The sequence below is a fragment of the Chryseobacterium gambrini genome (assembly GCF_027920505.1).
GTDB lineage: Bacteria > Bacteroidota > Bacteroidia > Flavobacteriales > Weeksellaceae > Chryseobacterium > Chryseobacterium gambrini.
Window position 1 is genome coordinate 219,383 of the sequence record NZ_CP115857.1, and the last position, 14,162, is coordinate 233,544.

The 14,162-nt window shown below is 36.0% G+C and carries 15 protein-coding genes and 1 tRNA gene; 10 read left to right on the forward strand and 6 right to left on the reverse strand.

Annotation, left to right across the window (positions count from 1 at the left end; genetic code table 11):
- The first annotated feature begins 1 nt into the window (after position 1).
- The 4 genes from PFY09_RS00910 to PFY09_RS00925 all read left to right on the forward strand — a co-directional run bounded on the left by PFY09_RS00910 (position 2) and on the right by PFY09_RS00925 (position 4,730).
- The gene (locus PFY09_RS00910; RefSeq protein WP_271161091.1) at positions 2 to 847 is read left to right on the forward strand and encodes a transketolase; all 846 of its coding nucleotides are present in this window, start codon (positions 2 to 4) and stop codon (positions 845 to 847) included.
- Positions 848 to 1,466: 619 nt separating this feature from the next.
- Positions 1,467 to 2,420 carry a transketolase family protein gene (locus PFY09_RS00915; RefSeq protein WP_271161092.1) on the forward strand — a complete coding sequence of 318 codons (954 nt, stop codon included), beginning with the start codon at positions 1,467 to 1,469 and terminating at the stop codon, positions 2,418 to 2,420.
- Between the two features lie 113 nt (positions 2,421 to 2,533).
- On the forward strand, positions 2,534 to 3,718 hold the full coding sequence (gene galK, locus PFY09_RS00920) for a galactokinase (RefSeq protein WP_271161093.1): 1,185 nt from the start codon (positions 2,534 to 2,536) through the stop codon (positions 3,716 to 3,718).
- Positions 3,687 to 4,730 (forward strand): UDP-glucose--hexose-1-phosphate uridylyltransferase, encoded by a 1,044-nt coding sequence (locus tag PFY09_RS00925; protein WP_271161094.1) that lies wholly within the window; start codon positions 3,687 to 3,689, stop codon positions 4,728 to 4,730. Before galK ends, PFY09_RS00925 begins: the two co-directional genes overlap by 32 nt.
- 16 nt (positions 4,731 to 4,746) lie before the next feature.
- Here PFY09_RS00925 and PFY09_RS20825 read toward each other — a convergent pair whose 3' ends face one another.
- Positions 4,747 to 4,851, reverse strand: a complete 105-nt coding sequence (locus PFY09_RS20825; protein ID WP_408640195.1) for a helix-turn-helix domain-containing protein — start codon at positions 4,849 to 4,851, stop codon at positions 4,747 to 4,749.
- Positions 4,852 to 4,955: 104 nt separating this feature from the next.
- Between PFY09_RS20825 and PFY09_RS00930 the strand changes: the two genes are divergently transcribed.
- Together PFY09_RS00930 and PFY09_RS00935 are read left to right on the forward strand one after the other, a co-directional pair.
- Positions 4,956 to 5,144, forward strand: a complete 189-nt coding sequence (locus PFY09_RS00930; protein WP_271161095.1) for a hypothetical protein — start codon at positions 4,956 to 4,958, stop codon at positions 5,142 to 5,144.
- Positions 5,141 to 5,476: a helix-turn-helix domain-containing protein gene (locus PFY09_RS00935; RefSeq protein ID WP_271161096.1), complete on the forward strand. Its 336-nt coding sequence runs from the start codon at positions 5,141 to 5,143 to the stop codon at positions 5,474 to 5,476. The genes PFY09_RS00930 and PFY09_RS00935 overlap by 4 nt, the downstream gene beginning before the upstream one ends.
- Before the next feature lie 90 nt (positions 5,477 to 5,566).
- On the opposite strand, the gene PFY09_RS00940 is transcribed toward PFY09_RS00935, so the two are convergent.
- Positions 5,567 to 6,997, reverse strand: a complete 1,431-nt coding sequence (locus PFY09_RS00940) for an anion permease (RefSeq protein ID WP_271161097.1) — start codon at positions 6,995 to 6,997, stop codon at positions 5,567 to 5,569.
- A gap of 21 nt (positions 6,998 to 7,018) precedes the next feature.
- The gene (locus PFY09_RS00945) at positions 7,019 to 8,173 is read right to left on the reverse strand and encodes a porin (RefSeq protein WP_271161098.1); all 1,155 of its coding nucleotides are present in this window, start codon (positions 8,171 to 8,173) and stop codon (positions 7,019 to 7,021) included.
- 255 nt (positions 8,174 to 8,428) lie between these two features.
- On the opposite strand from PFY09_RS00945, the gene PFY09_RS00950 reads away from it, so the two are divergent.
- The gene (locus PFY09_RS00950; protein ID WP_271161099.1) at positions 8,429 to 8,677 is read left to right on the forward strand and encodes a DUF6150 family protein; all 249 of its coding nucleotides are present in this window, start codon (positions 8,429 to 8,431) and stop codon (positions 8,675 to 8,677) included.
- 121 nt (positions 8,678 to 8,798) lie between these two features.
- A complete protein-coding gene (locus PFY09_RS00955; RefSeq protein WP_271161100.1) occupies positions 8,799 to 8,957 on the forward strand; it encodes a hypothetical protein in 159 nt (52 codons plus the stop codon).
- Positions 8,958 to 9,605: 648 nt separating this feature from the next.
- Here PFY09_RS00955 and PFY09_RS00960 read toward each other — a convergent pair.
- Positions 9,606 to 11,762, reverse strand: a complete 2,157-nt coding sequence (locus PFY09_RS00960) for an ATP-binding protein (protein ID WP_271161101.1) — start codon at positions 11,760 to 11,762, stop codon at positions 9,606 to 9,608.
- Between the two features lie 113 nt (positions 11,763 to 11,875).
- The gene (locus PFY09_RS00965; protein WP_271161102.1) at positions 11,876 to 12,124 is read right to left on the reverse strand and encodes a helix-turn-helix transcriptional regulator; all 249 of its coding nucleotides are present in this window, start codon (positions 12,122 to 12,124) and stop codon (positions 11,876 to 11,878) included.
- 148 nt (positions 12,125 to 12,272) lie between these two features.
- Between PFY09_RS00965 and PFY09_RS00970 the strand changes: the two genes are divergently transcribed.
- Positions 12,273 to 12,842, forward strand: a complete 570-nt coding sequence (locus PFY09_RS00970; protein ID WP_271161103.1) for a hypothetical protein — start codon at positions 12,273 to 12,275, stop codon at positions 12,840 to 12,842.
- Between the two features lie 140 nt (positions 12,843 to 12,982).
- Here the strand turns inward: PFY09_RS00970 and PFY09_RS00975 are convergent.
- Positions 12,983 to 13,056: transfer RNA gene (locus tag PFY09_RS00975), tRNA-Arg, on the reverse strand.
- Between the two features lie 59 nt (positions 13,057 to 13,115).
- Between PFY09_RS00975 and PFY09_RS00980 the strand changes: the two genes are divergently transcribed.
- On the forward strand, positions 13,116 to 14,162 hold the full coding sequence (locus PFY09_RS00980; RefSeq protein ID WP_271161104.1) for an ABC transporter substrate-binding protein: 1,047 nt from the start codon (positions 13,116 to 13,118) through the stop codon (positions 14,160 to 14,162).

Genomic DNA, 14,162 nt, shown 5'->3' on the forward strand with positions numbered 1-14,162 from the left:
TATGCACGACATTCAAAAATTAAAAAATATTGCTTCACAGGTTCGCAGAGATATTGTAAGAATGGTTCACGCCTGCCAGTCGGGACATCCGGGAGGTTCACTGGGATGTACAGATTTTCTTGTAGCGCTCTACTTCGATGCAATGAAAAGAAAAGAAGGATTTGATATGACGGGAAAAGGCGAAGATGTATTTTATCTTTCCAACGGTCATATTTCCCCTGTTTTTTACAGTATTCTGGCACATGCGGGATATTTCGATAAATCTGAACTGGCTACTTTCAGAAAACTGAATTCCAGATTGCAGGGACATCCGACTACGCACGAACATCTTCCCGGAGTTCGCATTGCTTCGGGTTCGCTTGGACAGGGATTGTCTGTGGCAGTCGGTCATGCGGTCGGAAAGAAATTAGATAAAGATACGAATTTGGTTTTCAGTCTTCACGGCGACGGCGAATTGCAGGAAGGGCAGAACTGGGAAGCGATTATGTATGCTTCTCACAACAGAGTTGATAATCTCATCGCCACCGTAGATTATAACGGACAGCAGATTGACGGCCCCACATCCAAAGTACTTTCTCTGGGAAATCTTAAAACCAAGTTTGAAGCTTTTGACTGGAAAGTTCTTGAAGTGGAAAACGGAAACGATATGGAAGAAATTTTGAAAGTTCTGGACGAAGCCAAATCTTTGACAGGAAAAGGACAGCCGATTTGTATTCTCCTGAAAACAGAAATGGGTTACGGCGTCGATTATATGATGAGAACTCACGCTTGGCACGGAAAAGCACCGAATGATGAACAACTTTCAAAAGCATTAGATCAACTCGAAGAAACTTTAGGCGATTATTAAATTAAAAATTATTTGGGCAGCTTTATCCGTCTTGAGTTTATCCTGAACCAGTCGAAGGATTCCCGCTTTTTTGCAAATTTCCAAGGCTTTTCCACCGCGGAAATTTGCAAAAAGAGCTCCACTCAAGCCGGGCTGCGAGAAATCGAGGAACGAGATTCATCGATTCAAAATAAAAATAATAAAGTGGAGATAGATTCGCCGTTCCCAATCAATCAACGAACAAAGCATTAAATAGAAAAAGTTTTCGGAAATAACAATAGAATTTATTGTGATGTTAAATTACAGGTCGCTCCTACGGAGCTGGATTCTCTAGAATTAATTTTTCTATTAACAGTTCGCCACGCTGTGGCTCCATTTAAATACGCTTTAGAATAATAAATGCTCCGTAGGAGCAAAGTGATAATAGATCAAAATAATTCGGCATCACAAAACCTCGTAGAGGTGACCTGTAAAGCTTTTAGTATTCACAAAAAAATATTTTGTAAAAACATCGGATAAATTTACTTGAGAAATCCACTTTTAGCTGAGCAAAGCGCCTTTGCGACCGGAAATATCCTCAATAAGATGAAAAAATCTTTGCGCTTTTTGCGTTAAAAAAATATCCACAATTAATATACAAATGAAAAAATATACCTACACAGAGAAAAAAGACACCCGAAGCGGCTTCGGAGCAGGAATGGCAGAACTGGCTGATAAAAATCCCAATGTTGTCGGGCTTTGCGCAGACCTTATCGGTTCTTTAAAATTTGAAAAATTCATCGAAAAAGCGCCAGAGCGTTTTTTCCAGATCGGAATCGCGGAAGCCAATATGATTGGTATGGCAGCAGGTCTTGCAACGGAAGGAAAAATACCTTTCACGGGAACGTTCGCCAACTTTTCTACAGGAAGAGTGTACGATCAGATTCGTCAGTCGGTGGCTTACTCCGGAAAAAATGTGAAGATTTGTGCTTCCCATGCCGGTTTAACGTTAGGTGAAGACGGTGCAACCCACCAGATTCTGGAAGATATCGGATTAATGAAAATGCTTCCGGGAATGACGGTGATCAATACCTGCGATTACAACCAGACGAAAGCGGCAACCATTGCCATTGCAGAGTATGAAGGTCCTGTTTATCTGCGTTTCGGGCGCCCTGTGATTCCGGTTTTTACGGATGAAAATCAAAAATTTGAAATCGGAAAAGCATGGATGGTGAATGAAGGGAAAGATGTAACCATCATTGCAACAGGACATTTGGTCTGGGAAGCCATCAAAGCAGGAGAAATTCTTGAAGAACAGGGAATTGATGCAGAAATTATTAATATTCACACCATTAAACCTTTAGATTTTGAAGCTATTCTTACTTCCGTTAAAAAAACGGGTTGTGTAGTAACTGCGGAAGAACACAACAGATTAGGTGGATTGGGAGACAGTGTTGCTCAGCTCTTGATTACAGAATGCCTTGCTCCTCAGGAATATGTTGCTGTAAACGACAGCTTCGGGGAAAGCGGAGCACCCGATCAACTGATGGAAAAATACGGATTAACGGCCAATGATATTGTAGAAGCGGTGAAAAAAGTAATGAAGAGAAAATAGACAATTGCTTGATTTAAATTTTTGGCACAACTCACGATTTTTTAAAGAAAAAGACAAATTTTATTCGTGAATTCGCGACAAAAAAAATTTAAAATCATAAATTGCAGTCAGGTATGCAGGATAATTTAATCAATCACACAAAATACGCATTTCGGGCATTTTTCCAATCGGAACCTGAAAGAATTTTTCTCGCGCCGGGACGAATCAATATCATTGGAGAACACGTAGATTACAGCGACGGCTTCGTTCTTCCTGCGGCTATTGATAAGTACATTTGTTTTACTGTAAAAAAAACAGAGGATGCCGAAATTTCTTTTTTTGCGAAGGATTTTAATGATTCTTTCAGTTTTGATGTTCATGAGAAGCAGATTCCGGTTTCGAAGACCTGGGTGAATTATCTGTTGGGTGTTTTCAATGTCATTCAGGAATCCGGAAAAGAAGTCGGAGGATTACAGATTGCTTTCAGCAGTACGATTCCAATGGGTTCAGGCTTATCTTCATCGGCAGCTTTAGAATGTGGATTTGCTTATCTTCTCAACGAAATTTTCGATTTACATTTAAGTAAAAAAGAAATAGCGGTCATTGGTCAGCAATCCGAACATACTTTTGTAGGGGTAAAATGCGGAATTATGGATCAGTTTTCGTCAGTCTTCGGAAAAGAACATCAGGTGATGATGCTGGATTGTAACTCTCTGGAACATCAGTATTTTGAAGCCAATATGGAAGGTTGCAGTCTGGTTCTTTTCGACAGTTGTGTAAAACATACCCATCTTACTTCCGGCTACAATGACAGAAGAAGAGATGTTGACAACGGTAAAAAAATATTGGGTGAAAAGTTTCCTGAAGTACAGAAATTCAGAGATTTCAGTTTTGAAATGCTGGATGAGGCAAGAGAAGAAATGGGGGAGATTTCCTACAGAAGATGCTTTTATCTTCTCAAGGAAATTAAAAGGGTGAAAAAAGCAGCAAAAGCTTTGTCAGAAGGGAATATAGAATATCTTGGACAGCTTTTGAACGAAACCCATACCGGACTTTCGACGGAGTTTGAAGTAAGCTGTGATGAACTCGACTTTATGGTTGAACAAACGTTGAAAGAAGAAGGCGTTTTAGGCGCAAGAATTATGGGGGGCGGTTTTGGCGGCTGCAGCATCAATCTTATTAAAGATGAAAATGTAAATCAGGTTATTGAAAATATCACTGTTCAATATAAAGAGGCGTACAATATCGAGATGAAAATTTACAAAGTAAAAATATCGGACGGAATTAATGAATACCAGAGAAATGAAATCATCATTTAATCAAAAAAATCATCCTCACAGAAGATACAATCCGCTTTTGGATGAATGGATTCTGGTTTCTCCGCAAAGAGCGAACCGACCTTGGCAGGGACAGACCGAAAAAACGTCAGGGGAACAGCTTCCGTCTCACGACCCGAATTGTTATTTATGCTCAGGAAACGTTCGGATTAATGGAGAAAAAAATCCGGACTATAAAGGCGTTTTTGTTTTTGATAATGATTTTGGTTCCTTAATGAAAGATGATGTTGAATTTTCTGGTGAAACTTCAGATTTCTTTTTATTAAAACCTGAACGAGGTATTAACCGGGTTATCTGCTTTTCGGAAAATCATAGTCTTACGTTGCCCGATATGGAAGTTAATGACATTAAAGCAGTCGTTGATGTGTGGCAGAAACAGTATGAGGAACTGGGAAATCTCGATTACATCAATCACGTTCAGATTTTCGAAAATAAAGGTCAGGTCATGGGTTGCAGCAATCCGCATCCGCATGGGCAGATCTGGGCACAGTCTTCAATTCCTTCTATTGTATTAAAAACGCAGGAAAATCTTAAAAGATATTTTGAAAAAAACGGTGCTTCTCTTTTAGAAGATTATGTAAAAAAAGAGTTGGAAGCCGATGAAAGAGTCATTTTAGAAAATGAAGATTTTGCCGCATTAGTTCCGTTCTGGGCAATATGGCCTTACGAAACGATGATTGTAAGCAAAAGAAAAACTGAAAATTTACTTGAGTTTTCCGAAAAACAAAAGCTTTCTTTGGCATCAATAATAAAAGACTTAACCACGAAATACGACAACCTTTTTAATACTTCATTTCCCTATTCAGCAGGGATTCATCAATCTCCAACCGATGGAAAATCTCATCCGGAGTGGCATTTTCATATGCATTTTTATCCGCCATTGCTGAGAAATGCAGAAGTGAAAAAATTTATGGTAGGTTATGAAATGCTTGCTGAAGCTCAGCGAGATATCACACCGGAGCAAAGTGCAGAGATATTAAAGAATCTTCCTTAAAAATAAAATATACCGATCAGATATTAACATTTTCCCGATACTGAACAGGTGTTAATCCAACAAATTTTTTGAATAATCTTGTAAAGTAAGAAGGACTTTTAAATCCCAGATCATAAGCTATTCCGGAAAAATTGTTTTCTGAACTTAAGAGTAGATTTCAAAACCTTTTTCAGCAAACTGCTTACTTCAATGATTTGACGCGGCTTCATAAAAACTGCCGAACCATTGCTGTGGTCACCAAAAGAAGAGCAGATTATTCTGGAACTAAAGGATAAAATTCAGGAAGAATATTTCAATAATCCGGACGAATACAGCCGTGAGATTATTCTCAGCAATATTTCATCCATTCTGAAATATGCACAGCGGTTTTACAAAAGACAATTCGTCGATCATCCTCAGATAAAAGGAAAATGATTTCGAAATTTAACGCCGCTTTAAAGAATTACATCAATGAAGGTCAATTGGAGCATAACGGACTTCCGACTGTTGGACAATTGGCACAGCAGCTTTTTGTTTCTCCACGTTATCTCAGCGATTTATTGAAACAGGAAACAGGAAAAACAGCAATGGAACTCATTCATATTTTTCTGATTTCCAAAGCTAAAAATCTTTTAAGACTTAAAGAAAAATGCATTACAGAGATTTCTTTTCAGCTTGATTTCGAAAATACATTCTACTTCACGAAATTGTTTAAAAAACAGACAGGAATGAAGCCCATGGAATTTAAAAACATGAGCTTGAATTAAAGATAATGAACCGTTTTTACCGTTGAAAATACGAAACCTAAAGCCTAAAGTAAAATTAAAAATCTTGTATTTAACAGATTAAATTTCAGATTAATAGTATCCCAGTATCTTCATCCATAATCCTCCTACTATCATATAAATAACTAAAAGAACAATCCCGATTTCCAGACCTCGCAGCCACCAGACTTTCAGATCTACATAGCCGCTTCCGAAAAACACAGGAGCCGGACCGTGTCCATAATGGGTAAGAACCCCATAAATAGACCCCATAAAGCCAAGCATCATAGCCAAAAGCATTGGCGGAATTCCTACAGCTACACCTACTCCCAGTAATGCAGCATACATAGCAGCAACGTGGGCTGTAGCACTTGCAAAAATATAGTGGCTGAAAAAGTATACGAGAATAATAACAGGGAAAGCAACCGTCCATGTCATTCCTCCGATTTTTATTTTGATAAGATCACTAAACCAGCCGATAAATCCAAGTTCATTAAGGGAACTTGCCATCATCACCAGAACTGCAAACCAGACAATAGTATCCCAGGCTCCCTTTTCGGATTTTACGTCTTCCCACGTTAAAACTGAGGTTAACAATAATAATGTAAGACCAATGAAGGCTGTTGTAGTTGCATCAATGGATAATGCTCCTCCAAAAATCCAGAGTCCCAGCAAAATGAAAAAAGCAAGAAGCATCAGCCATTCATTTTTGGTGATAGGTCCCATTTCTTTTAATTTTTCGGCTGCCATTTTGGGTGCATCACCGGTTTTTTTTAGTTCAGGCGGATATAATTTATAAAGAACCAAAGGCACTACAAAAAACGCGGCCAGTCCCGGAACAAAACCTGCTGCCGCCCAGGACATCCACGTAATGTCTATTCCGAATCCTGCTGCAAATTTCTGACACATAGGGTTGCTTGCCGTTCCTGTAAGAAACATTGAAGAAGCAATCAGATTCATATAATAGCTGTTCAGGGTGAGGAATGATCCCAGTTTGCGGTGGGTTTCCGGTTTTTCCGGAACAGAATCAAAGCTTATCGCCATTGATTTCATGATCGGATAGATGATCCCGCCTCCTCTTGCTGTATTGCTTGGTATTGCCGGAGCAAGGCACATATCTGCCAATCCTAATCCATAAGCCAGACCAAGAGAGCTTTTCCCGAAGATACGGATAAAAAGAAATGCAATTCTATTCCCTAAACCTGTTTTAATGAATCCTCTTGCGATAAAAAAAGAAATCCCGATCAGCCAGATAACCTTATCTCCAAATCCGGAAAGTGCTTTTGTGATGGATTTTCCTGCATCTCCGGGTGCTGCTACTTGTGTAAGTGCGGTAAATGCAACAGCCATCATACACATTGTGCCCATAGGTGCGGCTTTAAGAATGATTCCTAAAATTGTGGCTGCAAAAATTGCAAACAGATGCCATGCATTTTCCTTAACGCCTTGCGGGGCAGGAATAAACCAAATAATTAATGCAATGACAAAAGTTATGATTACTGCTTTAACGTTAATTTCTTTCATAAGATTATGTTTTTTGATGGTTTAAAATCGGCTCTGTACCTGAACGATAAACAGATTGTTATTGTGCTGTGTTGTATTGTCTATCTGGTGTTTGTAACGGTCGAACTGCATTCCCAGCTGTATTCTTGCACCGTAATTCTTCAGGAACTCAAGTCCAAGCATGGGTGTTGTGGTTTGTCTTGGGTTGGAGTTTAACCGGAAATTGCTGTCCAGATATTCGTAGCGGCAGGAAAGCTCAAAAGCGCTTAAATTTCTATGATTGATTTCGTAACGGATATTCGGCAGAAAATAAATACCTCGTGTCAGATATTCGTCCGGATTTGAAGGTCTGAGTTCCGGTGCGACCGCGAAATAAAGTAAATGATTGGTAGCCTGCTTGGCTTCAAGCTGCATATCCAGACTCCATTTTGGATTAAACTGGATAAGCGAACTTACATCTATTCCTGCAGCATAGATTTTTTTACTGAAAACTTCGCCGATACCTCCATTAAGACCGAGATTCAGATTATATTTTTCTGCCAGACCAAAAACCAGCCGGGTAGAGTACTGCTTGCCATTGTCGTTGTCACTAATTTGGTTTTTACCGTTTCCGTTAACCAGAGAAACCGCATACTGGAAAGGTATTTTCCCCAGTTTCAATTGTCCTGTTGCAGCGAGACCGATCTGAAAACTTGTCCAGCCCAGTTTTCCGAATTCTGTATATTGATTAGACCAGTCCAGAGATTTTATAATGTCGATAGGGTAGGTTTCCTCGATTCCGAACAAAGGACGAAATTGCCCGACGGTAAATGCTAATTTTGGATTGAAAGTATATTTTAAATATGCATTTTCCAGCACTCTGGATTTTGGATCATTTTTGAAATCGGCAAGGTTGGCAAGTGCAACAACCTCTGTTCTTTTACTGATCTGAGCGCGCATCTGTACCCTCATGTATTTTACTATAAAAGAGTTGTCTGTTCCGCTGCCATCATCATGGTGAAGACCGTTAACATCCACATTTTTGGTTGTACCCACAAGATATCTAGCCTGAAACAGACCTTTAACCTGTAATACAGGATATTTTACATCGTCCTGATTTTTTTTTGAGTCTGCAGAGTCAGAAGTTTGGGCATTTATATTGACTGTAAAAAAAACAATACATAAGAACAAACCTTTTTTCAGTTGAAAAGAAGTCATAGTTTTTAGTTTTAGTGGCTATATAAATATACGAAATTTATTTAAAATTTAATGGGTGAAAGACTGTGAGATTTATGTTGGATGAGTTTAAATCTGGTCTTTTTAGCTGTAACCGATAAAAAATTTTCTGAAATTATTTTTTCATTTTGTTTACTCACATAGTATATTTGTGATTTATTTTCAATCATAATTTTATCTGTTTGATAAAAGCATAAAAATCATTTAAAAATGGCAAGAATATATCAGGCCGCATCTATGGGAGAAGCACATATAAGAGTTGCGATTGTAAGCAGGGGAGATGCAGATTTATTGGTTCATAGGGTTTCTTCCTGGGGGTCGGCTAAAGGGGATGCACGTTGGTTTATCACTCGTGATAAACAGGATGCCAGTTGTTGGATATTTGTTACTTCTCTGGGAATGGCGGATGTGAAAATATGCTTTGTAGACTCTCTTGGTGAAGCAGGATGGCAGAAGGAAAGCCGATATAAGGGAAGATTTGCTTAATAAAAGTAGGAAGAAATCTTCAGACTCTCATTATATTTTCCTGTATTTCGTGAAAAATATGCTGGATAAAGAAATTACCGTTTAAGGTAAAAAACTTCCTGCCGGAAAGTACAGCTTTTTCTTGATTCCCAAAGAAAGCGGAACTTGTACTGCCATCTTCAACAAAGAGCAAAACAGTTGGGTGCCTACAAATACAAACAGGCAAAAGATGCTTTACTGTAGACGTAAAAACAAAAGCACTGCCTGCAAAACAGGAAGCTCTGGTTTACAAAATAAATAAGAACGGACTCTCGATGGATTGGGATAAAATCTCGGTTCCTGTGTAGATTAAGTAAGTTTGAATTTGAAATCCCGACTTATCGTGATTTTTATGATGATATAGTTATTTGCATTTATTGTAAAGTTTGTTTAGAGTAAAAAACGTTACTTTATGATGTGAATAAAGAATAAATCAATCCGCAGAATTGTATATGTAATCAAACAGATGTTCCAAAGATAGCGTTCTAAGGAACGCAGAACGTTTTTTGAATATGATTTCTATATAAAGAAAGATCTGTAGTGTTTTCTAATTTTTGCCTTATTTAAATTTTGTTTATAAATTATGTATGATTTTTTTATAAGCAATAACACATAAATTAAAAGTACTAAGATCAAAAAAAGAAGCAAGGTTATCCTTGCCTTGCTTCTAGAATTGACTTTGACCAGGTTTAGACCTGCAATGTTGAGTTACATACTCTAGACGACCAAGGCGTATTCTAGTATAAGCTCGAACAAAGACTGGCTTTCTGCCAATACATAATAAACATGTTTGCATTTTTAAAAAATTTTGATTAGACATATCCGTAATCTAAATTCTCGCAAACCGCTATTATTGTGACAAATATAGCATTTTCAATTAGTGTTTCAAAATGCTATTGAAAAATAATTTCTACTTCAATTCTGTAATTTCATTATATAAATCAATTAGATGAAATACTGACATGTCAATAAGAGGTTCATACATAAATGCATTCAAATGTATATTTTCAGGTGTCATCAAGTTTACCTTATCAATTAGAATTAAATTTTTACTATCAGGAAACTTACTCTTATATTCATTTGATAAAGCTCTTGTTTGATTATAGACATCCAGTTCGAAATTTGGCAATTTCGATGCTAAATATCGTTCCATTGTTAATCGACATGCTATAGCCAATATTATTTTATTTTCAAGCAATATCTCATTGATTGAATTTTCCTGAATAATAGAATCAGTAATTGAAAATATAAAATCTTGTATGCTAATATTATCATCAAAGTCAAACTTTGCATCTTTAAGTTTGGTTATTTTATTTCTAAAGATAGTTTTTACATCTCCAACCTTAATATTTTTTGCATTTTCACTATGATGCAGGCATTTTGTTAGAATCTTACATTCTTCTGCTTTTCCCGAATCACAATATTCAATTAAATTTCTAACAAATGCTATCAAACTTATAAAAACTTTTGGGTTATCCGGTTTTTTTATATAATCTTTGAAAATTGTTCTTGTATATAAGCTCGGTATAAGATCTATTTTTCTATTTTGGTCTTTTGTAGTCATTAAGCTTTGTTTGGAAAGGTCAAGCCTTGAACTTAATGTTCTATAAAAATCAAAATTATGAGTTAGAATAAGAGTTTTGAAATTAGTAGAAAGATGTAAATCTCTTATATACTCTATAATTGCATACTTATTTTTATAATCGAACGAATCTGCAATATCATCAAAAATTAAAAGTGTTGGTTCTCCCGAGTGATTTCTTGATTCAATCTCAAATAAGAACTGTAAAATAAAATAAGCTCTTTGTTCACCTTTACTGAGAACATTTAATAAATTATCCTTTGTTTGTTTTATTGCGGCTTCATTTTTATCCTTGTAAGCAAATTCTAAATACGCTGTCTCTTGTTTTAAAATAATATCCTGTTGATTTCCTATGGATACATCAAATGGAACATAAAATCTTGTATTAAATTTATCCGTAATTGACTTCCATAAAGTTACTTCTTTTTTAGCCTCATTTAAAATTATTTCTAATTCCTTTTTCTTTAAATCATACATTTCTGAAAGGGATTCGGCATCATCTTTAATTTCATAGAGATAACTCGTCCATACTTTCTTTTTAAATTCATCATAGTTTTTAAGATAGACTAGCAAAGAATTATCTTCTTCAACCACTTTTTTGAAAGCTCTCAATTCATTATTTGCACCAATTGCTTTATCAACTTTATCAAATGATTTTTTTAAAGTTTCATCTGCCAAAACCTTATCTAATTCTTCTCGATACAATATTTCCAGTTCTTGTGAATTTTGAATTCTTGTACCATCTTCTAAAACAAAGGTATGCCCGGCATCGAAATATGAATTATCTTCAATGGATTTCATAATCATATTTGCTTGATAAGTACCGAAGCTATTATCTTCCGTTAATTTAAATAATCTTGAATTAGAAATGATGTTATTATAATTGTTAATATACTCATCTAACAATTTATCATGTTTTGATAAAAATTTTTTTACATTTCCTTTTGAGTCAAAAACATCATTGTATCTAAATTTTACTTTATTAATATCATCATTAAAGTTTTTTGTGTGTTTTTGTAATATATCTAAAAAGTTTTCCTGTGGTGATTCACGAAATGATCCTATATACTCACCTTCACAATCATTACTTTTTGAAATGTTTTTTAATTTTTTTAAAAGTTCAGCCTTAGCATTATTTAGCGATTCGTAAACAGACTCATACCTTTCTTTCAGTTCCTTACTTGCTATGAATGAACTTATTTTATCAGTAGCGTCAAAAGAATTATCTTCTGCATCAATAACAAGGATTGAGTTTCTATTGATTTCGTTCCCATCCATTAAAATTTGATAGGTAGATGTTTTATTGTATACTAAATCTTTAGGCTTTTCATTTTTGGAAATCATCTGCAAAGTTTTTGCAAATGAGGTTTTCATTGTACCATTTGGAGCGTAGATAATGTAAGAGTTTGACTCATTAAAATCAAATTCATATTGTAATTTTCCAATTCCAAAGCAGTTTTTAAGATTAATTGTTAATTTTTTCATAGTTAGTAGTGAAAATTAAATGCAATTTTGCTTACTAGCAAAAATAATTGAAAATGCCTATATTATCTTACGGCTTTCCGTAAACAAAAAAATCCCAACTCTCGTCAGGATTTTCATGTATTAATATTTCCAAAAAATTCTTCTAAGGTAATCTCCTTTTTTCGACAAATTCTGATTAAAGTTTTTAAGGACATATTATAATCAGTCTTTGATGTTCCTAACGCAATATTTTTAATTCTTCTTATGGTACTTTCTTCTACGCCGCATTTTGACGCAAAATCTCTTTGCGATTCCGCTTTTGAAATCCAATTAGTGTAAATGTATTTGCAAATAGAAATGATTACGTCTTTTTCATCGTCCATATTAACAAATTAAAAGAAAGAGAAAAAAAACAGTGCGGTTTTCTGTGCGCAATAATGAAATATTATTACATTTGTAAAATAAGTTACATAAGTAAAATAAGTTACATAAGCAACCCAAAAAACAATAAAAACACAAAACCTTCTTCGTATGAAAAAGAACAGCATAGACTTTGAATCCCGTTTTTGGTGCGGCCGGAAGAAACATTCCGCGCTTTCCCTGATGGAAGTATTTTTCCAGTTTCATGATTTGGTAACCGCCAAAAAACATCTAAATCTCATCATGCAATACGCCGCACAGCGCAAAACACGGATTCCGGAAGAACCTTCCGTTATCTTTTATTTTCACCAGTCGCTCCGGTCGTTTATTCGGGCAGGATATTCCCTTAGAAAAGATCGCGGAAAATGGCTGGTTCATGAACTTTCGGAACATAAAAACCCGATGTTGCAGGGTTCATTGTCAGAAAAAGAATACCGCGATCCGGCAAAAGTTTTCCGGAAAGCCTTTAAAAAATACCGTCTTGAGGAATTCGAAGAGTTTCTGTCGGAAGTCGTTTATTTCTCGCTCGGAAACTTCAACAATGTACCGGAGCGCAATATCGTAGATCCGTATTTGTACCTCATAAAAATGCTGGATGCAGCATGGCTCATTCTGGAACGTGAAAATATCAGGGAAAAACTTCCGCATGAGGAGGAGTCAATTGCTGAACTTCAGTCATGACAATATTTCAGTTCAATCCAACGCGATCAGAAAATTATACCTTTATGGTTTAATTTAAAGAAAAGAGTTAGAGAGTCAAGTAAAATAAGCGGAAATATAAAAAAAACCGGCATGAAGTAAACTTCTAATGCCGGTTTTTGTGACCTCGACAGGATTCAAACCTGTAACCTTCTGAGCCGTAATCAGATGCGCTATTCAGTTGCGCCACGAGGCCGTTGTTTCCTTATCGTTTAAAGGTTTGCAAATATAGCACTTTTTTCTTTTCTTTGAAAGATGAAATCAAGAATTTTACTATTAATCGCGTTTTTCGCGCTAACCTCTTGTAAAAGAGAGATAAAAAATTCACCTTCAGAAGCTGTTTCAGTTTCAAATTTGGTGCAGTACAAGGAAGAGAATGAAGGAATACACATCAAATCGGGAAATTTCACCTATGATTTCAAAAAAAATCAGCTTCCTTTTAAAAGAATTATCCTGCTGAATGCAAGTATGGCGGGATATATTTCCGGTCTTAATGCAGAAAATCTCATTATCGGCGTTTCAAATCCGGAATATATTTATTCAGAAAAAATTCAGAATTTAATCAGGCAGGGAAAAATTCAGAATTTGGGAAGCGAGCAGAAATATGACGTGGAAAAAATTATTTCGCTAAAACCCGACGCTATTTTTACCAATCATATCGCAAGTTTTGACAATACGTACCAATTGCTTAAAAACAACGGAATTCAGGTCGTTTTTCTGGATGAATATCTGGAACAGAAACCTTTGGAAAAAACAGCCTATATCAAGCTTTTCGGAAAACTTTTCGGAAAAGAAAAAGAAGCAGATGCAAAATTTGATGAGGTGGAAAAAAATTACAGTGATCTGAAAAAACTGGCGCTTACCGCAAAAGAAAAGCCAACCGTTTTGGCGAACGAAATGTATGGAGATGTTTGGTATCTTCCGGGAGGAAAAACTTCTGCTGCAAATTTTATTTCCGATGCCAATGCAGAATATATTCTTAAAGACAATACAGATCAGAAAGCCGTAACCATGAGCTTTGAAGAGGTTTTTGCAAAATCAGGCAAAGTACAATACTGGATTAATGCAGGAAATCATATCTCCAAAAAAGAAATGTTGGGCATGAATCCTTTTTACAGCAAACTGGAGGTATTCAACAAAGGAAAAATCTATGTGATTACAGGAAAGGAAAAAGGACAGGCAAATGATTTTTTTGAAAGCGGCGTGGTGCGTGCAGATTTGGTATTAAAAGATTATATTAAAATTTTTCATCCGGAACTTTTACCCGGTTATCAGCTTACTTACATGAAAGAATTGCAATAA